The 21,013-nt window shown below is 52.6% G+C and carries 18 protein-coding genes; 5 read left to right on the forward strand and 13 right to left on the reverse strand.

What is annotated here, in order from left to right; all coding sequences use genetic code 11:
* Positions 1-82: 82 nt before the first annotated feature.
* The 4 genes from folD (at position 83) to B4C79_RS12890 (ending at position 6,041) form a co-directional block, all read left to right on the forward strand.
* Positions 83-931 carry a bifunctional methylenetetrahydrofolate dehydrogenase/methenyltetrahydrofolate cyclohydrolase FolD gene (gene folD, locus B4C79_RS12875; protein WP_291739524.1) on the forward strand — a complete coding sequence of 283 codons (849 nt, stop codon included), beginning with the start codon at positions 83-85 and terminating at the stop codon, positions 929-931.
* Between the two features lie 39 nt (positions 932-970).
* Positions 971-3,034, forward strand: a complete 2,064-nt coding sequence (locus tag B4C79_RS12880) for a M3 family metallopeptidase (RefSeq protein WP_171098680.1) — start codon at positions 971-973, stop codon at positions 3,032-3,034.
* The gene (xth, locus tag B4C79_RS12885; protein WP_291739523.1) at positions 3,034-3,837 is read left to right on the forward strand and encodes an exodeoxyribonuclease III; all 804 of its coding nucleotides are present in this window, start codon (positions 3,034-3,036) and stop codon (positions 3,835-3,837) included. Before B4C79_RS12880 ends, xth begins: the two co-directional genes overlap by 1 nt.
* 134 nt (positions 3,838-3,971) lie before the next feature.
* Positions 3,972-6,041, forward strand: a complete 2,070-nt coding sequence (locus B4C79_RS12890) for a methyl-accepting chemotaxis protein (RefSeq protein WP_171098678.1) — start codon at positions 3,972-3,974, stop codon at positions 6,039-6,041.
* Positions 6,042-6,110: 69 nt separating this feature from the next.
* Here B4C79_RS12890 and ntrC read toward each other — a convergent pair whose 3' ends face one another.
* From ntrC to glnA, 4 genes are all read right to left on the reverse strand, one after another.
* On the reverse strand, positions 6,111-7,691 hold the full coding sequence (ntrC, locus tag B4C79_RS12895; RefSeq protein ID WP_291739522.1) for a nitrogen regulation protein NR(I): 1,581 nt from the start codon (positions 7,689-7,691) through the stop codon (positions 6,111-6,113).
* A 23-nt stretch (positions 7,692-7,714) separates the two neighbouring features.
* Positions 7,715-8,791 carry a nitrogen regulation protein NR(II) gene (gene glnL / locus B4C79_RS12900; protein WP_105028859.1) on the reverse strand — a complete coding sequence of 359 codons (1,077 nt, stop codon included), beginning with the start codon at positions 8,789-8,791 and terminating at the stop codon, positions 7,715-7,717.
* A 36-nt stretch (positions 8,792-8,827) separates the two neighbouring features.
* Positions 8,828-9,355 carry a DUF4124 domain-containing protein gene (locus B4C79_RS12905; protein WP_171098674.1) on the reverse strand — a complete coding sequence of 176 codons (528 nt, stop codon included), beginning with the start codon at positions 9,353-9,355 and terminating at the stop codon, positions 8,828-8,830.
* Between the two features lie 189 nt (positions 9,356-9,544).
* On the reverse strand, positions 9,545-10,957 hold the full coding sequence (glnA, locus tag B4C79_RS12910) for a type I glutamate--ammonia ligase (RefSeq protein ID WP_105028857.1): 1,413 nt from the start codon (positions 10,955-10,957) through the stop codon (positions 9,545-9,547).
* A 335-nt stretch (positions 10,958-11,292) separates the two neighbouring features.
* Between glnA and B4C79_RS12915 the strand changes: the two genes are divergently transcribed.
* Positions 11,293-11,760, forward strand: coding sequence for a rhodanese-like domain-containing protein (locus B4C79_RS12915; protein ID WP_171098671.1), 468 nt, complete (start codon positions 11,293-11,295; stop codon positions 11,758-11,760).
* Positions 11,761-11,778: 18 nt separating this feature from the next.
* Here B4C79_RS12915 and B4C79_RS12920 read toward each other — a convergent pair whose 3' ends face one another.
* From B4C79_RS12920 to B4C79_RS12960, 9 genes are all read right to left on the reverse strand, one after another.
* Positions 11,779-12,162 (reverse strand): fluoride efflux transporter FluC, encoded by a 384-nt coding sequence (locus B4C79_RS12920; protein WP_171098670.1) that lies wholly within the window; start codon positions 12,160-12,162, stop codon positions 11,779-11,781.
* Complete coding sequence (gene moaE / locus B4C79_RS12925; RefSeq protein WP_291741026.1) at positions 12,159-12,626, reverse strand: molybdopterin synthase catalytic subunit MoaE; 468 nt, start codon at positions 12,624-12,626, stop codon at positions 12,159-12,161. Before moaE ends, B4C79_RS12920 begins: the two co-directional genes overlap by 4 nt.
* A 1-nt stretch (position 12,627) precedes the next feature.
* On the reverse strand, positions 12,628-12,885 hold the full coding sequence (moaD, locus tag B4C79_RS12930) for a molybdopterin converting factor subunit 1 (RefSeq protein WP_171098666.1): 258 nt from the start codon (positions 12,883-12,885) through the stop codon (positions 12,628-12,630).
* Complete coding sequence (glp, locus tag B4C79_RS12935; protein WP_291741028.1) at positions 12,882-14,102, reverse strand: gephyrin-like molybdotransferase Glp; 1,221 nt, start codon at positions 14,100-14,102, stop codon at positions 12,882-12,884. Before glp ends, moaD begins: the two co-directional genes overlap by 4 nt.
* Entirely contained in the window at positions 14,095-14,595 is a 501-nt protein-coding gene (mobB, locus tag B4C79_RS12940) for a molybdopterin-guanine dinucleotide biosynthesis protein B (RefSeq protein WP_291741030.1), read from the reverse strand. The genes glp and mobB overlap by 8 nt, the downstream gene beginning before the upstream one ends.
* Position 14,596: 1 nt before the next feature.
* A complete protein-coding gene (locus B4C79_RS12945; protein ID WP_291752132.1) occupies positions 14,597-16,759 on the reverse strand; it encodes a sensor histidine kinase in 2,163 nt (720 codons plus the stop codon).
* The gene (locus B4C79_RS12950; protein WP_291742595.1) at positions 16,744-18,156 is read right to left on the reverse strand and encodes a sigma-54-dependent transcriptional regulator; all 1,413 of its coding nucleotides are present in this window, start codon (positions 18,154-18,156) and stop codon (positions 16,744-16,746) included. Before B4C79_RS12950 ends, B4C79_RS12945 begins: the two co-directional genes overlap by 16 nt.
* A 123-nt stretch (positions 18,157-18,279) precedes the next feature.
* On the reverse strand, positions 18,280-19,695 hold the full coding sequence (thrC, locus tag B4C79_RS12955) for a threonine synthase (protein ID WP_291752135.1): 1,416 nt from the start codon (positions 19,693-19,695) through the stop codon (positions 18,280-18,282).
* Position 19,696: 1 nt separating this feature from the next.
* Positions 19,697-21,010, reverse strand: a complete 1,314-nt coding sequence (locus B4C79_RS12960; RefSeq protein WP_291739513.1) for a homoserine dehydrogenase — start codon at positions 21,008-21,010, stop codon at positions 19,697-19,699.
* Positions 21,011-21,013 lie beyond the last annotated feature (3 nt).

A 21,013-nucleotide genomic window follows, 5' to 3' on the forward strand; every position in this document is an offset into this window, starting at 1 on the left:
ACACCACCAACAAGGCCCGCCAGAAATCTGCTGCTGGGCCTTGTTCAATTGAACCATTTCAAATTTTCGAACTCATTTAATCATGTCTGCACAAATCATCAGCGGAACCGAACTGGCCGCCTCCATTCGAGAAACAATTGCCAAACGTGCTGCTGAATTGACAGCCCTTGGCCATCAGCCAGGTTTGGCGGTAGTGCTGGTGGGGGAAGACCCAGCGTCGCAGGTTTACGTGCGCAACAAGGTTTCAGCCTGTGAAAAAGCCGGCTTTAAATCGGTGATGCACCGCATGCCCGAGAACACCAGCCAGGACGCACTGGTCGGTTTGGTTGAACAACTGAATGATGACCCCACCATTCACGGCATTTTGGTGCAATTGCCCTTGCCAAAACACTTGGACTCCCACCTGGTCATTGAATCCATCAGTGCAGAGAAAGACGTCGATGGCTTTCATATCAGCAATGCTGGTTTGTTGATGACCGGCAAACCGCTGTTTCGCCCCTGCACGCCTTATGGTGTCATGAAAATGCTTGAGTTGACAGGCATCGAATTGCGAGGCGCAGAGGCAGTTGTAATTGGTGCCAGCAACATTGTGGGTAAGCCACAGGCGATGTTGTTGCTGCAGCAAGGCGCCACAGTAACCTTGTGCAACAGCAAAACCAAAGATCTGAAATCCCATTGCCAACGCGCAGATGTACTTGTAGTTGCGGTGGGTCGCCCCAATATGATTACAGGCGACATGATCAAACCGGGTGCTGTCGTGATCGATGTAGGTATCAACCGCTTGCCGGATGGCAAGCTGTGCGGCGATGTTGATTTTGATTCGGCCAAAGAAGTGGCTGGCTGGATTACGCCAGTGCCCGGTGGTGTTGGCCCCATGACCATCACCATGCTGTTGCAAAACACGATTGAAGCGGTAGAACGTAGCTTATAAGCGCAGCCTTTCAGAATTTTTTAGCAGGACCCCAAGACCATGAGCATGAAAATGGACACGAACAATCCCCTACTCGACTTTTCCGGACTGCCCCGTTTTTCGGACATCAAAACCGAGCACGTGGAACCCGCCATTGACACGCTGCTTGCTGCGGCAAAAAAACAGCTGGAAGTGACAGCCAGCACTGCACCTGAACACGCCACTTGGGAAGAAACCCTGTTACCGCTCGACATCGCCTGTGAACAACTGAGCCGAGCCTGGGGCGTGGTTGGGCATTTGCATTCTGTGGCGGACACCGAAGCGCTGCGCGCAGCCTACAACGCTTGCCTGCCCAAAACCACCGAGTTCTGGACCATGGTTGGGCAAGACGAGCGCCTTTATGCAATTTACAAGGCCGTTGAGCAAAGCGATGCAGCCAAACAATTCACGCCGGCACGCCTGAAGGTATTGGCCAATTCAATCCGTGGTTTCAAGTTGGGTGGCGCTGAATTGCCAGCTGACCAAAAGCCACGTTACGCGGAAATTCAAGACCGTCAGGCCGCCATAACGGCCAAGTTTTCCGAGAATGTGCTGGACGCCACCAATGCCTTTGAATTGATCGTGACCGACAAAGCTGATTTGGCAGGCATTCCTGAATATGCGGTGCAAGCGGCCGAGGAACTTGCAAAATCGGAAGGCAAGGAAGGCTACAAATTTACTTTGCAGTTTCCCTCTTATTTTCCAGTGTTGCAGTACGCCGAGAAGCGTGAATTGCGTGAAACACTTTATGAAGCCTATGCCAAACGAGCCTCCGAATTTGGCCCGGCCGAACTGGACAATACAGCCCTGATTCGCGAACTGCTGCAACTTCGCCTTGAGGAAGCCCAAATGCTGGGTTACAAGAATTTTGGTGAACTGAGCTTGGTCCCGAAAATGGCCAACACACCCGACGAAGTGGTCAATTTTCTGCGGGAACTGGCGGTGAAAGCCAAGCCATTCGCGCTGCGTGATCTCGAAGAAATCAAAGCATTTGCCAAAACCGAGTTGGGTATGGACGATCTTCAAAGCTGGGACATGAGCTATGCCTCCGAAAAGCTGAAAGAAAAAAAATACGCCTTCAGTGATCTGGAAGTACGCCAGTACTTTCAGGAGGACCGCGTGCTGGAGGGTCTGTTCAAGCTGACAGAAAAATTGTTCAGTGTGCAGATAGTGAAAGCCCAAGCCGACACCTGGCACCCGGATGTGCGCTTCTTTGAAGTACAAAAAGAAGGCAAAGCCATTGCGCATTTCTACCTGGACCCCTATGCGCGCGCCAGCAAACGCTCAGGCGCCTGGATGGACGACGCCCGCGGCCGCAAGCGCACCGAGCAAGGTGTGCAAACACCCGTGGCCTACCTAACCTGTAACTACACCAAACCGGCAGCAGGCAAGGCGGCCCAATTGGCACATGACGACGTGCAAACCCTGTTCCATGAATTCGGGCACGGCATTCACCACATGTTGACCCGCGTGGATGAACTGGATGTAGCCGGCATCAACGGCGTGGAATGGGATGCGGTAGAATTGCCCTCTCAATTCATGGAAAACTTTGCCTGGGAATGGAGTGTGGTTGAATCGCTCACCGCACATGAAACCACAGGCGAACCCATGCCCAAGGCCCTGTTTGACAAAATGGTAGCCGCAAAGAATTTCCAGAGCGGTCTGCAAACACTGCGTCAAATCGAGTTCTCGCTGTTTGACATGCTTGTGCACACCGAATTTGACCCGCACAGCGAAGCAAATATTCTCGAACTGCTGGCCCAAGTACGCAAAGAAGTGGCAGTGCTGGTCCCGCCAGCCTACAACCGCTTCCCCAATTCGTTCAGCCATATTTTCGCGGGTGGTTATGCAGCGGGTTACTACAGCTACAAATGGGCTGAAGTCTTGTCGGCCGATGCTTTTGCCATGTTCGAAGAAAACGGTGTAGTCAGCCCGGAAACCGGCAAAAAGTTTCTCGAAGAGATTTTATCGGTGGGCGGCAGCCGCCCTGCGGCTGAATCGTTCAAAGCCTTCCGTGGCCGCGAGCCCAGTATTGACGCCCTGCTTCGCCACACGGGCATGGTCGACAACAGGCAGGCAGCGTAATGACAGACCAAGCAGCAACAAGCATTCAACTGGCCACCTGGAACGTGAACTCGCTCAAGGTGCGCCTTCCACATCTGTTGCAATGGCTTGAGACCAACCCTGTCGATTTGCTGGGCCTGCAAGAGTTGAAACTGACCGACGACAATTTTCCCGTGGCTGAACTAGAAGCTGCCGGGTACGGTGCGGTATTTGCTGGCCAGAAAACCTACAACGGTGTGGCCATTCTGTACAAGAAAGCCACCATGCCTGAACCGGTAGATGTGCAGGTGAACCTGCCAAGCTTTCCCGATGAGCAAAAGCGCGTCATTGCAGCCACCTTTGGTGATTTACGATTCATCAGCGCCTATGTGGTGAACGGCGCTGAAGTTGGGTCTGACAAGTTCGAATACAAGAAAGCCTGGCTTGATGCCTTGCTGAAAGACTGTGAGACCTGGTTGGCCAAATACCCAAAACTGGCCTTGGTAGGTGATTACAACATCGCCCCCGACGACCGTGATGTGCATGACCCCAAGGCTTGGGCGGGCCAAGTGCTGTGCTCGGATGATGAGCGCACTCGCTTCAATACACTGCTGGGCTTGGGTTTGGTTGATAGCTTCCGGCTGTTTGAGCAGGCCGAGAAAACCTTTTCCTGGTGGGATTACCGCATGTTGGGTTTTCAAAAGAACAAGGGCTTGCGAATCGACCATGTTTTGCTGTCAAAACCTTTGGCCGAACATTGCACTGCCAGTGTGATTGACCGCGCACCGCGCAAATGGGAAAAACCCTCGGACCATGCCCCTGCCGTGGCAACCCTCTCAAGATAGCCACTACTCACCCCCCTTCAAAAGGGGGAACACCTCGGTAAAACAGGCGATTTACCCCTCTAATTAGGCAATTAGTACGGGGTAGGCAATGCGATGATCGAAGCTGTTCATAACCTTCCCAATCGCTTCGCACCATGAACCTAAAGACTCTGCCCCTTTCCAAACAGATCAGCTTTACCAGCGCCGCTTTGGTGGCCCTGATTGTATTGAGCCTGGTCGGCATTACGGCCGCGTACACCTTCAATGCAGCCACAGCCCGAACCGAACGCGCCGTATCTACCCAGGCCGAGGGTTTGCGACAAACCATGGACATTGCCTACAAGCTGTCAGAAAGTTCTGTAACGCAATTGGCAGAGTTGTTTGAGATTGAGTTCAACGGCGAGTTGCTGGTTGACCCTGAACAGCAGATTTCGATTACACCTGAAATTGACGGGCCCATGGTAACCCTGGACTCCACCTTCATTACCGGCAACTACGGTGTGGTGGACAATTTCACAAAAATGACAGGCGGCATAGCAACCGTGTTTGTTCGCACGGGTGACGACTACCTGAGAATTTCAACCAGCCTGAAAAAGGAAAATGGTGACCGTGCAGTAGGCACCAAGCTGGATCGAAGCCACCCCAGCTACGCCAAGATAATTAAAGGCGAAACCTACGTGGGTGAGGCGCTGTTATTCGGTAAGCGCTACATGTCGAAGTACTTGCCGATTAAAAGCACAAATGGTCAACATGATTTGGTGCTGTACATTGGCTTTGACATGACCAACCTGTTTGCCGATGTACAAAACGCGGTGTTGAGCACGCGCATTGGTGAAACCGGCATCCCCTATGTGCTGTACACCACGGGTGCGAATGCAGGCAAAGTGATGATTCACTCACAATTCAAAGGTGATGAGTTCAAAGAACTGGCTGCCAAAGAATCTGATTTGCAAGGCCTGCTCGACAAGATTACAAAAGAAGACAGCGGCATTACCCAAATTAGCTGGAACGATCCAAAATCAGGTGAAAACCGCAGCGAGTTTGTGGCATTCACCAAAGTACCCCAGTGGGGCGGTGCAGCGATTGTCGCACCCGCACTTACCTCCGAGATGTTCAGTACGATTTACGCCATGTCGGGCATGATGGTAATCATGGGTCTGATTGCCTCTGCCATCATCGCGCTTGCCCTCTACTGGGTCACAAGCCGTTTGACCAGCTCAACCAAGGTACTGACCGCTTTGGCTTTGAAACTGGGCAACGGTGACATGACTGCACGTGCCAGCGATGAAGTTACCAACGGCAGCGTGGCCACCAAAAACGAAATCAGCCTGTTGGCCCGCAGCATGAACCGCATGGCCGAAAGCATGGAACAAGCCTTGGGTGCCGTAAAACGCAGCACCGACCAGGTTCAAGAGGCATCTGAGGACCTGGTTCAAACCAGTGAAGAGCTCAGCAAAGGCGCCGCTTCTGGTAGCGATGCGGCTTCAGGCATGGCGGCTGCGGTTGAGGAAATGTCTTCCTCAATTTCCAGCGTGGGCGAATCGGCCACTGAAGCCAAAGATGTAAGCAACAAGGCACGCCAGTTGGCAGACGATGGTTTGGGTGCGATTAATTCCGCCACTCAACAAATGCATAAAATTTCACAGAATGTGCAAGGCACAGCCGATGTGATTCAACAACTCGGCGAACAATCCCGGGAAATTTCTGAAATCGCTCTGATTATCAAAGGCATAGCTGAACAAACCAACCTTCTGGCCTTGAATGCAGCCATTGAAGCTGCTCGTGCGGGTGAACAGGGTCGTGGTTTCTCGGTGGTGGCCGATGAAGTGCGCAAGCTGGCAGAGCGCACTCGCAAGTCGACCGACGATATTCACGGCATGATTGAGGCCATTCAAAACAGCTCTGGCGTGGCCGTTAACAACATGGACATGGCTGTAGAAAGCGTGAAAAAAGGTGTTGAGCTTGTAGACCGCGCAGGCCAGGCCATGAACCAGATCACAGCCGATTCTTCGGCTGTGGCCCACTCGGTTGAAAACATTCACGCGGCGCTGCTTGAGCAAAACCAGGCCTCGGAAAGTATTGGTCACCAGGTTGAAGTGGTTGCCCAGCTTTCGGAAGGCAATTTGGACATGGCTCGCCGTGCGTCCAATGCAGTGTCTGGCCTGAAGGGAGTGGCCACTGACCTGTCCAATATTCTGAAGAAGTTTCAGGTCAAGAACATGTAATTCACCCCGTCGGGTACAACAAAAAAGCCTCTGCATGCAGAGGCTTTTTTTTGGGCGCTTCAAACACTTTCAATCAATGTCTTTGACATCAATATTCAGGTCCTGAATTTTCCGGGTAATGGTGTTGCGCCCTATTCCCAAACGCTGGGCTGCCTCAATCCGCTTGCCATGGGTGGCTTTCAAAGCCGCTTGAATCATGGTGGTTTCAAACTGTGCAGTCAATGCGTCCATTACATCAGGCTGTCCGCTTTCCAGGGCTTTCTCGGCCTCAATAAAAAGCAGCTCCAGCCAGCTGGCGCTGCCTGCCGGTACGGGCGGATTGGAGAAAGCATCGGTTGAAGCCGTATCTACTGGATACTTGCCAGCGGACATGCCCGAACTGGTCTGCAAAGCCGGTGTACCTGTTGCAGGCAATACCGAGCCACTTTCGGCAAGCCAAAGATTGGGGCTTGGGGAATTCCCCGCCATTTTCTCCAGTGCATTGGCACCACCATTCTGGAATGCCTTCAGCTCTGGGGGTAAGTCACGTGCCTCAACCAGTTGGGCAGGTGCCATTACGGTGATCCAGCGGCACACGTTTTCCAGCTGGCGCACATTACCTGGGAATGGAAATTCACTGATGATTCGAATGGCTGAATCGGACAGACGCTTGGTTTCGGTACCCAATTCCCGGGCAGACACATTCAAAAAATGCTTGGCAAGAATGGGAATGTCTTCCTGACGTTCCCGCAGTGGTGGCAAGCGAAGACGAATCACGTTCAAACGGTGGTACAGGTCTTCCCTGAACATGCCAAGCTTGACGCGTTCATCCAGATTTTGGTGCGTGGCTGCGATTACCCGCACATTGGCCTTGATGGGCTGTTGCCCGCCAACACGGTAAAAATGCCCGTCCGACAAAACCCTCAACAGGCGGGTTTGCAATTCGGCAGGCATGTCACCAATTTCATCGAGAAACAGGGTTCCACCCTCGGCCTGCTCAAACCGGCCTTGTCGTTGAGCTTGCGCACCTGTGAAAGAACCGCGCTCGTGGCCAAACAACTCGGATTCAAGCAGGTCTTTGGGAATGGCTGCCGTATTCAGTGCGATAAAAGGTTTTGAAGCGCGCGGGCTATGGCGGTGCAGGGCACGGGCGACTAGCTCTTTGCCGGCCCCGCTCTCGCCGGTGATCAGTACCGTGACATTGGACTGGGACAAACGGCCAATCGCGCGAAAAACTTCTTGCATGGCAGGCGCTTGGCCCAGAATTTCTGGCGCACTGGAATCGGCTTCTTCAACAAATTCTTCGGTTTGAGATTCACGCACTGCGCGCAAAATCAACTCAACCGCTTTCTCAATGTCGAAGGGTTTGGGCAGGTACTCGAACGCGCCCCCCTGGAAGGCAGACACCGCGCTGTCAAGGTCGGAGTAAGCCGTCATGATAATGACGGGCAAATCGGGCTGAAGCTCTCGCACCTTGGACAACAACGTGAGTCCGCTTTGCCCCGGCATGCGTATGTCCGAAACCAGTACTTGGGGTACTTCGGTTTCAAGTCGTTCTAATACTTCGGCGGCTGAAGAAAAAATTTCGCAAGGAATACCTTCGCGGGAAATTGCTTTTTGCAAGACCCAACGAATGGAGTGGTCATCATCAACAACCCAAATTGGACGCATTAATTGTGGTTCCTTAAAACCGCTCAGCTGGTAGCGTGATCAAACTGCAGCGGCAATGTGACTTTGAAAAGTGTTCTTCCCGGTGTGGAGCTGCATTCAATAATGCCTTCGTGTTGTTGCACGAAAGTTTGGGCCAGCGTTAAGCCCAAACCACTGCCGCCCTCACGCCCAGAAACCAGCGGGAAAAAAATTCTTTCCATGATCTCAGCAGGTATGCCGGGTCCGTTGTCGATCACTTGCAAGTCTAATGCCAGCCTGTGTTGCTTGCGGTTTAAGGTTACCCTACGCACCACTCTGGTGCATAGCGTTATTTGCGCAGTGCCTTCGGCGATTTGAGGTGCCAAAGCTTGTGCAGCATTGCGCACTATATTCAGGATTGCCTGAATGAGCTGCTCCAGATCGCCCAAGAACTCGGGGATCGAAATGTCGTAGTCTCGAATGAATTTCAAGCCCTTGGGGTGCTCAGCCAAAATCACCGAACGCACACGCTCGCACACTTCATGAATATTCATCATGGACACAATGTGGGGTTTACGGTGCGGAGCAAGCAGGCGATCAACCAAGGTTTGCAGACGATCCGACTCCTTGATCACCACCTGTGTGTATTCTTTCAGTTCAGGCGAAGGCAGTTCAATTTCAAGCAATTGGGCTGCGCCACGAATACCTCCCAGAGGATTTTTGATTTCATGCGCCAAATTGCGGATCAGTTCTTTGTTGGCCAGAGACTGGTCCATCATCCGGGCCTCACGGTCAACTTTCAACTGCTGCTCAATTTCACGCAGTTCAATGATGGTTACTCCGTTGGCACCATCGGGACAAGACAGCGTAACGTGAACATGCTCGGAAGTGCCGCTGGGTCTAATCAACTCGAATACCTGCCGCTTCACGCCGAAGGGATCGGCGTGGGATTTGTTGAGAAACTCCCGAAATGCACTGGCCTCGACGAACAAGGCTGCCAGTGCCTGCCCATCCAGGCTGCGCCTGGATACTTCCAGCAATGTTTCTGCAGACAAGTTGGCGTATAGCACTACACCCTCTGGATTACTTACCACCACCGCAGTGGCCAACAACTCCAGACCTTGAAACCGTTCTTTTTTCACTTCATCCTCATGGCGATGCGGCCGGTTTCAAAAACACTATTTTGACAACCGAATCAATTCAGTTTTAAGTATTTCAATATTGTCATTGGTCACCATGATTTCCTGCTCTAGGCGCGAAACCCGGTCCAGATATTTTTGATAATTTTTTTCATTGCCCAAACGATCAGGCTGCCCATTTTTGTATTCGTCTTGCAAAGACTTCAACTTGCTTTCTTCAATGCGCAATTCTTCCTGCAGAATTTTCATGCGATCGTCCTTCGCATTGAAGTCAGCAGCTGAGCGATTGTCATAAGCCGCCGTGGCACGTCGACCTGAACTCCCCCCCGAGGCAGGCTCGGAAATTCCACCACTTTTCGAGGCTGAACGCGGGGCTGGCACCACGGTAATAGGATTCAGATTCAAAGGCACGCAGCCGTCGCCACCGTCGGAATTTTGATAGGTTCGAACACCGTCTGTACCTGTGCACACAAACATCTCGGTTCCCAAGGCTTGTACCTTGGGTGCGGCAGCAAGCCCCAACACCAGGACGATCAGTGAATATTGAATTACGCTTGACTTCACCATGATTGCATCTCTACAAAATTCCGGACGACTTTCATGATACTTGATCCCCTGCAGTAGCCCCTCCCCATTGAAGGCGAGTGCTGATACCAGACGGGGTAGGTTCTTTACAAACAACCGAAAATAAAAAATGGCCCTGCACTTGATCAGTACAGGGCCACTTTCACATTCGATTAATGCGTACAGTCTGGATTACAGGCCGTAGTACATGTCGTATTCGATGGGGTGTGGAGTCATGCGCATGCGCTGAACTTCTTCCATCTTCAGTTCGATGTAAGCATCAATCATTTCCTTGCTGAACACGCCACCACGAGTCAAGAACTCGTTGTCAGCTTGCAGAGCTTCCAAAGCCTGTTCCAGGCTGTGGCACACGGTTGGCACCAATGCGTCCTCTTCTGGAGGCAAGTCATACAGGTTCTTGGTTGCTGCTTCACCTGGGTGGATCTTGTTCTGAACACCGTCCAGACCAGCCATCAACAAGGCAGAGAATGCCAGGTAAGGGTTGGCCATGGGATCGGGGAAGCGCGCTTCAATGCGGCGGCCTTTTGGATTGGCCACGTGTGGAATGCGGATGGACGCGGAGCGGTTCTTGGCGGAATAAGCCAACTTCACCGGTGCTTCGTAACCAGGCACCAAACGCTTGTAGGAGTTGGTAGATGGGTTGGTGATCGCGTTCAAGGCACGAGCGTGCTTGATGATACCGCCGATGTAGTACAGGGCGAAATCAGACAGGCCTGCGTAGCCGTTGCCAGCAAACAGGTTCACGCCGTCTTTCCAGACTGATTGGTGAACGTGCATGCCTGAACCGTTGTCGCCCCACATTGGCTTGGGCATGAAAGTGGCTGTTTTGCCATAGCTGGCAGCCACGTTCCACACGGTGTACTTCAGAATTTGTGTCCAGTCCGCACGCTTGGTCAGCGTAGAGAACATGGTACCGATTTCGTTTTGACCAGCGCCAGCCACTTCGTGGTGGTGCACTTCAACGGGTACGCCCTGCTGTTCCAGCAACAGACACATTTCAGAACGAATGTCCTGGAAAGAGTCGGTTGGGGACACGGGGAAGTAGCCACCTTTCACAGTGGGACGGTGGCCCAGGTTGCCGTGTTCGTAGTCAATACCGGTAGACCATGAAGCTTCTTCAGACTTGATCTTGAAGAAACAGCCCGACATTTCATCACCCCAGGTGATGCTGTCGAAAATGAAAAATTCGGGTTCTGGACCGAAGTAGGCAGTGTCGCCCAGGCCAGAGGACTTCAAGTAGGCTTCAGCGCGACGTGCGATGGAACGTGGGTCGCGGTCGTAACCCTTGCCGTCAGTTGGCTCGATTACGTCGCAAGTCAAAATCAGGGTGGGCTCTTCACGGAAAGGATCCATGCGAGCTGTATCAGGATCGGGCATCAACAACATGTCAGAGGCTTCAATGCCTTTCCAGCCGGCGATGGAAGAGCCATCAAATGCGTGGCCAGACTCGAACTTGTCGTCGTCAAACATCTTAACTGGCACAGACACGTGCTGTTCTTTGCCTTTGGTGTCGGTGAAGCGGAAGTCAATAAACTTCACTTCATTTTCCGCAACCATCTTCATTACATCTTGGGCGGTCGCCATTGAAAATCTCCTGGTACGTGAGGTGGAATAGTGGTCTAAAAAAATTCGGAGTTGAACTCTTTGATTTAAGCGAAACAATAGCACGTTCGATGCCGCTATATATGACGCTCAGCGCGAATTCAATCTTCAACGTGGAGGGATAAAGCAAAGACCATACCAAGAAGTGAGTAACCCCAAATCAAGGTTTCAGGCGACTTCCTTTGAATCACCTTTCCAACTTTTGCACCATATTTGTGCAACATGCACCACAGCGGTGCAAATTAGTATTTAGCCTAATCGATCGAATGCTTGTATTACAATACACTCATCAACCAATCATTTGCATCTCCACGTTCATGACATCCACTTCAGAACAGTTAATCGAACTGGCCAAACAATACGCCTCCGAAAAAGGGCTGGGCTATTTGGGCGCGCTAACCCCAAAAGAGGCTTGGGAGTTGCTGAATACCGATGAAAACGCTGTGTTGATCGATGTGCGAACCGATGCCGAGCTGGACTGGGTTGGACAAGTGAGTTTTTCGGAAGACCGGTCGTTCCACGTCGAGTGGAACAATTATCCCGACGGAATACGCAATGCCGATTTCATTGCCCAAATTGAGGCACGGGTTGAAAAACACCAACCAGTGCTTTTCATCTGCCGAAGCGGGGCCAGATCGCACCACGCGGCCACTTTGGCGGCCAAGCACGGTTTTGAGTATGCAATCAATGTGCTGGAAGGATTTGAAGGTGACAAGAATGACTTTCACCAGCGCTCAAGCATCAATGGCTGGCGTTTTCACGGGCTGCCTTGGGAACAACATTAAGCCGCGTAAGAAGCGGATTTATTGCCCGAAAAGACCAAATAACTTTCCTGCCATAAAGAATGCAGCCAAACACCCCAGCACATGAACGAGGGCGTGACCCAGGGCTAGCAAGGGCTTGTCCAATAGCAGATTAGCGCCTTCGGCGGTGAAAGCCGAGAAGGTGGTAAGGCCACCCAACACGCCTGTCATGAGAAACAATCCCAAGGGGTTGGACTTCAGCCACGCTGACCCCACGGTTGCAAACAGTGCTCCAGCCAAAAAGCCACCTATCAAATTCACTGCAAGCGTACCTACAGCAAAGGGCAACCAGGCGGGTTGGGCCAACAAAATACCAAGCCCATACCGCCCCACCCCACCCAGGCCGGCCCCAACAAACACAGCCAGTGCACTAAGCGCATTCACTGCGTTTGCTCCCAGCGCTCTTTGGCAGTGTCGTCACTGTCACGGGCAGACACCCAGCGCGCGCCTTCGGGTGTGTCTTCTTTTTTCCAGAAAGGAGCCTCGGTTTTCAAATAATCCATGATGAATTCACAAGCAAGAAACGCCTGCTGACGGTGCTCGCTGGTGGCTGCGGCAAACACGATTTGATCTTCGGGATACAGGAGGCCTACGCGGTGGATAATCGTGGCAGAGGTGATTTCGAACCGCCCGTCAACCACCTTCAGAATATTCTCGAGTGCTTTTTCTGTCATGCCCGGATAATGTTCCAGCGTCATGGCTCTTACGGTACTGTTGTCGTTGATGTCACGCACAGTGCCAATAAAAGTGGCCACTGCACCAATTTCGGGCAAACCCTGGCGAAGCCACCGAATTTCCTCAGCCACGTCAAAGTCATTTTCTTGAACCATTACCTTGGAGCGTTTCATTTCAACCCCCTGTCACAGGCGGGAAAAAGGCAACCTCAGCCTGCTCGCCCACCGGGGTTTCGTCGTCGGCCATGTCTTGGTTCACCGCCGCACGCAAACGCCCGACTTCTGAAACAGCCTTGGCAAAATCCGGGTACTGCGCACACAAATGGGTGCGCAAACCACCCACAGTTGCAGGCGAAAATGCCGAGTTTACCTCAAGGCTATCCTGCCCAAACTGTTCTTTCAAACTGGCGAAAAACCGCACTTTTACTTTCATTTCATCAAATCCTGATACGACACGTAATCGACCCAATCACCCGGGTTTACCTGCTGCCCTTTGGCCAGCCTGACCAGGCCGCTGGATCTGGCCAGCGAGGTTAATACCCCAGAACTTTGGTTTGCAAACAAACTCGCCTTGTCCGATTGTACATCCGCCCGCAAAAACTCCTCGCGGCGAGAATCAGGTGTGGGCCAGGTAAACGCAGCCTGAACTTTTCTCGTGCGCAAGCGCCAATCCACCTCCGCGAGACCTTGTCCTTCCAGCAAACTCAAAAAAGGCTTCACGATCAGTTGAAAAGCCACTGCACTGGAAACAGGGTTGCCTGGCAAGCCAAAAAACCAGCTTTGCCCGCCATCTTGTCGATTGATGTGGCCAAATGCAATCGGCTTGCCCGGCTTCATGGCCACTTTCCATGACCGCAGTTGACCCACTTTTTCGATCGCAGGTTTCACATGGTCCTCCTCACCCACCGACACACCGCCCGAGCTGATTACGGCATCACAATCGGCCAGGGATTCAAGCGCAGCACATGTGGCCTCAAAGTTGTCGGGAACAATACCTACCGAGCGCACATCGGCGTGCATGGCTTCAAGAAGACCGCACCACACATACTCATTGGAATTGTAGATTTGACCCGGCTGTAAAAGCTGACCTGGGCTTTGAAGCTCACTGCCAGTAACCATTACACCTACTTTCAAGCGCCTGTTGACCGACACGGTGGGTACACCAATGGACGCAAGCAAGCCCACATGAATGGCATCGAGTCGTGTGCCTTGGGACAGCACTACCTGCCCACTTGCAATGTCTTCACCTGCGCGCCGTATCCATTGCCCTGATTTTGGCAAAGCGCTGAATGTGACGCTGCCATCGTCATTCACCACCACGTCTTCCTGCATTACCACGGAATCCGCGCCGGGAGGAATTGGTGCGCCGGTAAAGATTCGAGCCACAGTGCCAGGCTGCAAGGGTTGGGGAGAAGCACCTGCGGGCACACGTTGGGAAATCTGAAAACGCCGGGATGGTTGAATATCAGTGCAACAAACCGCGTAACCATCCATGCCGCTATTGTCATGTTGCGGCACATTCAAACTGGAAAAAACATCCTGTGCCAACACCCGGCCAAGGGCGTTGTTCAAACTGACAGATTCAGTCGGTACTGCCTGCTGGGTGGCCATGGGCCACACCTGCTCAAGCAAGTCATTCAAATCAATCATTCACGAACCGTTTCAAGATGAATTGCGCAATCGAAGCTGGGTCATTCAAGGGAAGAATGGGCAAACCGCGGCACTCAATTTCGGTGTCGCAGGCCACAGCAATAATATTCGGATCTTGAGGATACAACATGGGCTTTCCATTGGCCTCGCGCCAAATTTCAATTTTGGGAATATCCGCCCGCTTGAATCCCTCAACAATGACCAAGTCACAGGGCGACAATTTTTCAAGTTGATCCTCGAGTGTGGGCTCCGCTTCGTCGCGCAGCTCGTGCATCAACACCCAACGTTTGTTGGCGGTAATCAGTACTTCGTAGGCACCTGTCTCGCGATGTCTGTAGGAGTCTTTACCCGGCCGGTCAATGTCAAAATCATGGTGCGCATGTTTGATGACAGACACCCGAACTCCCTCACCAATCAGAATGGGCAAGAGCTGTTCAATCAATGTGGTTTTACCCACGCCGGAAAATCCGGCAAAGCCAAACACCTTGGGCACTTCAGTTTCCTTCTGACAATTGCTTTTCGATCAACAACAGTTGCTGACCTGTTTCTTTCAAAATATCTGCGGATGGGCGTGCCTTGCAACGCAATACAATTTCAAAACATGCACCGAATTGTGGCTCAACTTCAGGCAGTACCGGGCTGGTGGCCCACAAATCGCCACCATAACGTTGCACCAACATGCGAGACACGGGCAAACCCAGCCCGGTTCCACGACCTGCCTGCTTGCTGGTGTAGAACATTTTGAAAATAAGCTGCAAACGATCGGAGGGAATCGCTTCGCCGTTGTTTTGCACCAGAATTTGCACAGCTGGCTGTCCGTCACTTAAGCGAACATCGGCAGTTTTTATTGAAATGGTGGGGCCCTCGTTCAATGCTGCAAATTGGGCGTCGAACTGTCCTTCCAGAGCGTGGGTTGCATTAATCAACAAATTGACCATGACCTGCTGCAACTCGGTTTTACTGAATTGAACCGTTTGTTGCGCAGAAAAATCAAACTTCAGTTGCGCACGAGCCATGTCAATTTCATTTCGAACAAACAGAATACTGTCCTGAATGATTTCGTTGACATTGATTTCTTCGGTGTAGGAAGCGTATTCATCGGGCCTGCAAAACTGCAGCAGCTTTTGCACAATGTTGCGCATGCGGTGTACCTGCTCATCCAGCAAACGCACGGTTTTAAGGCTTTCTGGATCGTTCAGGGTAATGCGAATCAAATCCAGATGCCCCATCATGATCGCCAACGGATTATTGAACTCATGTGCGATACCCGCAGTTAACTGCCCCAAGGCCGCTAGCTTCTCTGAGGCCAGCAACTGCTCCACTGCCTGATGAAGTTTTTGATTTGCAGCCTGCAGGTCGGCAGTTCGCTGTCGCACACGCTCATCCAGTTGCTCATTCAAGCCGAGCAGTTCGCTGCGCCGTGCATCCAGTTGATCCAGCAGCGCATCAAAATGATTGGCCAGGTCAGCAAATTCGTCTTCACGGCGAAGGTCTCCCACACGCGCCGCAGTATCGCCACGTTCCTGCAAGCTCATAATGTAATTCATGCGGCGAAGTGGGTAAAAAATTCCGGATGTCAAACGCACCACCATCATGGCACCCAACACCATGGCCGCCCCCACCGCCAACAAAAACAAAATCAGCAGTTGTGTTTTTATATTGGCATAAGGGGCTTCCAGAAAGCCCACATAAAACATGCCGATTCGTGCACCCTCGGGGCTAAGCAGTGGTGCATAAGCTGCCACATACCAGTCGTTCACGACGAATGCGCGTTCCAGCCACACCTCACCCCGGCCCAAAACACTTTGCCGAACCACATCGGACACACGTGTGCCCAGCGCGCGCAGTTCGCCGTCGCGACGAACCGTGGTCGCCACTCGCACATCTTCAAGGAAAATGGTGGTGGTGCCAATTGAGCCTTCCAGCAAGGTGTTTGGCGAATAAATCAGGTTGTTGATTTCATCCACCAAACCCAGGTTACCGTTTAACAGCAGCCCGCCTTCCAGGTAACCCAACATGTTTCCATTGTTGAAAACAGGTTGCAGCACCTGAACGACCAAACCACGGTCCTCGGTGCTTTTGTGTGAGGGGCTTGCATTGGAGGTGGGGATAATCGCCTGCACCGCACGCGAGGCGAGATCGGGAGAAATATCCATCAGCTCTTTGTTCGAGAGCAACACGGTGTAACTGCCTGACTCACGAAACTTCACCGACTTTTGCACCTCGGGGTCAAGCATGTATGGCAAGCGTGGGGGGAACGAATTCACCACCATGCCGGTTGGACTGATCAAACGCAGGTAAGCAAAACCGAGTCGCTCAGCCTGCGCCTGAAGGTCTTTGTTGTTCAGCTTGCCGCCCCGCTGGTTCAGCAAATTCCGAAGATAGGCGCTCTCAGACCAGGATTTCAAAGCCAGTGATTTGCTTTCCTGCACATCGGTGAATTCTTGCTGGGCGAGTACCAGATCACTGCGAACTTTCGAAATCAGGATTTTTGTGTAAGCGGCCTGCCCCGCTGACCACACCAGCATGGCCACAATTGGAACGAGCACCAGCAAAGGGATGCAGGCTGTAACAACCAGTTTGGTTTTAACAGTCCAGTGGCTGGGCCAAAAATGCCCGCGTGGCGGAAATGGCCGCTGACCTATTCTTCGCTCCACGCCATGCACTTTCGTTCAAGTGTTTTTCGGGACACGCCCAAGCGGCGCGCTGCCTCGGATTTATTGCCACTGCAGGCATTCAATACGCGAAGAATATGCGCCTTTTCGACCTGCTCAAGCGACTCATTCTGGGGGTCTTCAGCAGTGTGCTCGCGTTCATCCAGATCCAGATTCAAAGGCAAATCTTCTTTGGGGAAATAACCCAGAATCAATGAACGTTCGATGAAGTTGCGTAGCTCCCGCACATTGCCTGGCCATTCGTAGGCTTGAAGGCGGGCCAGCATGTCCGGGCTTATTTTCAGGGGATCAATACGCAGCTTTTTGGCAAACACCTTGATGAAGTAATTGGCCAGAAGCTCAATGTCCTCGGGGCGGCTGCGCAACGGTGGCATTTCAATCGGCATCACCTGCAAGCGGTAGTACAAGTCTTGCCGAAACCGCCCTCGCTTCACTTCCACATCCAGGTTTACGTTGGTCGCAGCCACAATACGAACATCCACGTCCACTTCCTTGGTGCTGCCCACCGGGCGAATTCGCCGGTCTTCGAGCACGCGAAGCAATTTGGTTTGCATGCTGAGCGGCAATTCGCCAATTTCATCAAGAAACAGGGTGCCGCCCTGCGCGTAGTAGAACAAGCCCTGATGGGATTCATTGGCACCCGTAAAAGCGCCCTTGGCATGACCAAACAACTCGCTTTCAATCAATTCTGGAGAGATGGCGCCACAGTTGATTGGCACAAACGGCCGCTCACTGCGCAGGCTCATGCCATGCAGCGTTCGGGCCAATACTTCTTTGCCCGAGCCAGACTCACCCGTGAGCAACACAGTGGAATCGGTGGGAGCCACTTTGGCCACCAGCTTTCGAAGTTGGCGCACAATCGGGCTTTCACCCACCATCACCTGCTCGTTTTGCTGAAGATTGGAAACAGCCCTTTTCAGCACGAAGTTTTCACGTTTCAAACGGTTTTGATCCGCGGCGCGATCAAGCGCGTACCAAAGCTGGTCGATTCGAAACGGTTTTTGCAGGAAATCTTGCGCACCCGCGCGCAGCGCGCCAATGGCGGTGTCCATGTCGGCATAGCCGGTGATTAAAATCACATCGCCCTCGTAGCCCCCCTGGCGCAATTCGTTCAACCATTGCAGGCCACTTTTACCAGGCAGGCTCACATCCAGCACCACGGTGCTGTAGTCATGGCCGTCGAACAGGGCTTGGGCCATTTCAACAGAACCTGCGGTGTCTACACGGGCAAAACGGGTTTCGAGCGCCTTTTCCAGAAAATGGCGCATGCCGGGCTCATCATCCACCGCAAGCGCAGACAAACCCTTTCTGGGCTGGGCATCTATGCCTTGGCCTGCGGCAACTTTGGGGAGGTCGACAGTGTTGGAGTGAGAGGTCAAAACAGTGGCTTCACGGGGTGTTACTTAACCTTGCCATTGTTCATGATTCCGTTTGGACCTGCAAGTTAGGTAAACCCTATTACTTGCAGGCAAACGATTGTTTGAAATGTGCTTTTGGTGGGCTTACAGCCCGGTATTCTCGGCAATGAACGTTTTGACCTGTTCAACGGATATGGGCATTTCAACAACCCGCTGAGGCAACTTTTCAATGCCCAGGAACTGCGCGGGCACTGGCGGTGTTTGGCCAGTGGCTTCTTCAATGGTTTCCGCAAACTTCACCGCCAGGGCGGTTTCAAGAATGACCATAGGTACGCCAGGCTCCACAAGATCGCGGGCCACTTTCACGGCATCGGCCGTGTGGGTGTCAATCAAGGTACCCGTGCGGGCGAAAACTTCCTTGATGGTATCCAGGCGGTTTTGGTGATTCGATGAACCGGACTGAAAACCAAAGTCTTCTTCAACCCGCTTGAAACGTGGATCTTCGGAAAGATCGAATTGACCATTCGCAGCCAAGTCTTGCCACAAAGCTTTCAAGGCCTTGGGATCACGACCCAACAGGTCATACACAAAGCGCTCGAAATTCGAGGCTTTGGAAATGTCCATGGACGGGCTGGAGGTGATGTAGGTTTCCGCCGATTTGCGGGGGCGGTACACACCAGTTTTGAAAAACTCGTCCAGCACATTGTTTTCATTGGTGGCTACAATCAACTTGCGAATGGGCAGGCCCATTTGCCGGGCAATGTGACCGGCCAGCACGTTGCCAAAGTTACCGGACGGCACTGCGAAGCTGACCGGGTCGCCTATCTTCTCGGCGGTGCGCAGGTAAGCATTGAAGTAATACACCACCTGAGCAGAAATGCGACCCCAATTGATGGAATTCACCGTGCCAATTTTCTGGCGTGCCTTGTATTCAAGGTCTTCGCTCACCGCCTTCACAATGTCCTGGCAATCATCGAACAAACCTTCAATGGCAATGTTGAAAATATTCGGGTCTTGCAGGCTGTACATTTGGGCGCGCTGAAATGCGCTCATTTTGCCAGCCGGGCTCAACATGAACACCCGCACGCCTTTCTTGCCGCGCATTGCGTATTCGGCCGCCGAACCCGTGTCGCCGCTGGTGGCACCGAGAATGTTCAATTCGCGGTTGGTGCGAGCCAACTGGTATTCAAACAGGTTTCCCAGCAACTGCATGGCCATGTCTTTGAAAGCCAGCGTGGGGCCGTTTGAAAGCTCCAACACCTTCATGCCATCGAACAGTTCGCGCACCGGCGTAATTTCTTCGGTGCCATACACGGCCTTGGTGTAGGTTTTGGTGGTCAGCGCTTTCAGGTCGGCTTCTGGAATGTCGGTGGCATAAGGCTTTAATACCTCAAACGCCAGTTCACCGTAGCTGAGGTGTTTCCAGCTCTCCAGCACGTGCAAAGCCACTTGCGGATAAAACTCAGGCACGGCCAAACCACCATCGGGTGCCAAACCTTCCAGCAAAATTTCAGAGAAATCTTGGGGATCCATGCCCCCACGGCTGCTGAAGTATTTCATTTCAGCTCAAGTCCTCTACGCGAATTCGGGTCAAGGGGCCATGAACGCTATCCAAAGCCTCAATTTTTGCGATGGCCTTGTTCACATCACCTTCCACACAGCGGTGGGTCAGCAACACAATTTCAGCGGTTTCTTTTTCGCTGGTGGCCTGGCGCTGAATCATGGCTTCAATTGAAATTTGATTGTCGGCCAGCAAGCGAGTGACCTCTGCCAACACACCAGGTTTGTCGTCTACCGCCAAGCGCAAGTAGAAGGCAGTCACCACCTTCTCCATAGGCAACACATCCAGGTTTTGAATGCCTTCTTTCTGGAAAGCCAACACGGGCACGCGGCTGGCCAAAGGAGCCTGGCTTGCGCGCGCAATTTCGATAAGGTCGGCCACCACAGCCGAGGCTGTGGGCAAACTGCCAGCGCCAGCGCCGTAGTACAGGGTTGGGCCTACAGCATTGGCTTTCACCAACACTGCATTCATGACACCTTCCACATTGGCGATCAAGCGCTTGCCAGAAATAAGCGTGGGGTGAACGCGCAACTCAATGCCTTGATCGGTGCGCTTGGCGATTCCCAAAAGTTTAACGCGGTAGCCCAATTGCTCTGCAAACTGGATATCTTCCTTGGTCAGCTTGGTAATGCCTTCAATGTAGGCTTTCTCGAACTGAACAGGGACGCCAAAAGCCAGCGAGCTCAGCAGGCTGATTTTGTGGGCTGCATCTACACCCTCAATGTCAAATGTGGGGTCGGCTTCGGCGTAGCCGAATGCCTGGGCTTGGGCCAAGACATCGGCAAAGGGCAGGCCTTTGTCACGCATTTCTGACAAAATGAAATTGCAGGTGCCGTTGATGATGCCCGCTACATATTCAATCTTGTTGGCGGCCAGCCCTTCCTTGATCGACTTGATCACAGGAATGCCACCAGCCACTGCCGCTTCAAAAGCCACCATCACATTCTTGGCTTCAGCCGCAGCAAAAATTTCATCACCATGCACAGCCAGCAAAGCCTTGTTGGCCGTGACCACATGCTTGCCCGCATTGATCGCAGCCAGCACCAGTTGCTTGGCAATGGTGTAACCACCGATCAATTCAACCACCACGTCGATGTCGTCGCGCTTGACTGCCTCGAATGCATCACCCAACACCTCAACGCCGGGACCAGCCAGTTCGCGCGCTTTTTCCGTGTTCAGGTCGGCGATGACTTTGATCTGAATGGGAAAACCCACACGACGCTCAATTTCACTCGCATTGGTGTTCAACACATTGAATGTGCCAGAACCGACAGTACCCAAACCCAGCAGGGCCACTCGTAGAGGTTTGTTCATTTT

It is taken from the genome of Limnobacter sp. UBA7229, from assembly GCF_002473065.1.
Taxonomy (GTDB): domain Bacteria; phylum Pseudomonadota; class Gammaproteobacteria; order Burkholderiales; family Burkholderiaceae_B; genus Limnobacter; species Limnobacter profundi.

Excerpts from the sequence above, each read along its gene's own strand:
- thrC (WP_291752135.1), bottom strand. The coding sequence starts at position 19,695 with ATGAAATACTTCAGCAGCCGTGGGGGCATGGATCCCCAAGATTTCTCT.
- moaD (WP_171098666.1), bottom strand. The coding sequence starts at position 12,885 with ATGAAAGTAAAAGTGCGGTTTTTCGCCAGTTTGAAAGAACAGTTTGGG.
- ntrC (WP_291739522.1), bottom strand. The coding sequence starts at position 7,691 with ATGCGTCCAATTTGGGTTGTTGATGATGACCACTCCATTCGTTGGGTC.
- glnA (WP_105028857.1), bottom strand. The coding sequence starts at position 10,957 with ATGGCGACCGCCCAAGATGTAATGAAGATGGTTGCGGAAAATGAAGTG.
- B4C79_RS12880 (WP_171098680.1), top strand. The coding sequence starts at position 971 with ATGAGCATGAAAATGGACACGAACAATCCCCTACTCGACTTTTCCGGA.
- xth (WP_291739523.1), top strand. The coding sequence starts at position 3,034 with ATGACAGACCAAGCAGCAACAAGCATTCAACTGGCCACCTGGAACGTG.
- moaE (WP_291741026.1), bottom strand. The coding sequence starts at position 12,626 with ATGAAACGCTCCAAGGTAATGGTTCAAGAAAATGACTTTGACGTGGCT.
- B4C79_RS12890 (WP_171098678.1), top strand. The coding sequence starts at position 3,972 with ATGAACCTAAAGACTCTGCCCCTTTCCAAACAGATCAGCTTTACCAGC.
- B4C79_RS12905 (WP_171098674.1), bottom strand. The coding sequence starts at position 9,355 with ATGGTGAAGTCAAGCGTAATTCAATATTCACTGATCGTCCTGGTGTTG.
- B4C79_RS12915 (WP_171098671.1), top strand. The coding sequence starts at position 11,293 with ATGACATCCACTTCAGAACAGTTAATCGAACTGGCCAAACAATACGCC.
- B4C79_RS12960 (WP_291739513.1), bottom strand. The coding sequence starts at position 21,010 with ATGAACAAACCTCTACGAGTGGCCCTGCTGGGTTTGGGTACTGTCGGT.
- folD (WP_291739524.1), top strand. The coding sequence starts at position 83 with ATGTCTGCACAAATCATCAGCGGAACCGAACTGGCCGCCTCCATTCGA.
- glp (WP_291741028.1), bottom strand. The coding sequence starts at position 14,102 with ATGATTGATTTGAATGACTTGCTTGAGCAGGTGTGGCCCATGGCCACC.